This window comes from Oleiphilus sp. HI0125 (assembly GCF_001635355.1).
This window is the reverse complement of the sequence record NZ_LWGF01000167.1, coordinates 1-1,210: the sequence shown is the minus strand read 5'-3', so window position 1 is coordinate 1,210 and position 1,210 is coordinate 1. Positions and strand designations below refer to the sequence as shown.

The 1,210-nt window shown below is 47.5% G+C and carries 1 protein-coding gene; it reads right to left on the bottom strand.

Annotated features, from left to right (window positions below; translation table 11 throughout):
• The coding region (locus A3762_RS02715; RefSeq protein WP_068753986.1) for a fasciclin domain-containing protein at window positions 1-1,045 on the bottom strand (1,045 nt) is incomplete at its 3' end.
• Between the last annotated feature and the right edge of the window lie 165 nt (window positions 1,046-1,210).

Genomic DNA, 1,210 nt, shown 5'->3' with positions numbered 1-1,210 from the left:
CGGTATCGATTTCATCCGCAACAAGAAGGTCTTTCAAGGTCAGTGCAGTGTCACCGGCTCCTACCGTCACGTGATAGGTAATGACGGTCTCAAGTGCTGTTGCTAAATCTAGCCCCGTAAGACCAGGTAGCGCTGCAAGCACAACGTCAAGAGCTTCTTGCTCTGTGCTCACATTAACACCTAAGTCTTTTACAAGCTGGATGAATGCAGCGTCAGTCGGCGCGAATACCGTTAGGCTCGGCACGGTGCTCAAGATGTCAACTAAGCCTTCGCCAGCAGCTTTGCCTGCATCAACTGCAAGAATACCTTGCAGCAAAATATCAAAGTCATTCGGATTGCTATCGACGCCTTCAAGTGAGCTGACTGCGATAGCTGTGCCTGCGATAGTTGGGAGATCACTTTGTCCTGCCGCTGGCAGGTCGAGTGGAATAAGTACGCGATTGATGGAGTGCACGATACCATTGCTTGCTTTTGTACCACGCTTCCAGAATGACAGTTTAGGATTCTTAAATTCTGGGTCGTTATCTATGAGCTGAAGTCCAACAGGTAAGATGCTAGCACCATCAAGTAGGGTTGGTACTTCGCCGTCATATATGACGCTGAATTTAGAACGTGATTCAGGAGCAACATGGTAAAGCAGAATGTTACGCAGAATATCGATGGCTGCATCTTCGTCACCGCCAGTTAATCCTAGCAGTGTGGCGAAGATCGCGTTGAATGCGCCCTCTTCGCTATTCCCTTCATAGCCGAAGTCACGAGCCAAGCGCAAAAATGCAGCGTCACTTGGTGCGAATACTGTTACGTCGATCTTTTCGCTGGCAAGTGTTTCAGCAAGACCAGCTGCTTGAACCGCGGCTAATAAGATATCGTTATCATAACGGCGATGATCGAAGCCATTGCCACTCTTAGCAACGATTTCGGTAATGGTAGGTTTAGGTTTGTCGGCGCCTCCAAATTTGAAGAACGACCAAGCGTTTGCCGATACAGAAACGGTAGACGCAACCACGCCTGCGCAAAGTAGGCGCAAAGCTTTTGAATTTTTCATTGTTAACTCCTATCTAGCGAGAAAGTCCGATTTTTACTGCTTCGATTTTCGGGCTGCCAAAGCAGTCCAGATAAGAGTGGCCACTCAACACAACTAACGTTGATACGAGCCCTTACGTGTTTACTTTTTGTTCGGTTTAGTAAGTTTATGTATTTTGTCGAACTA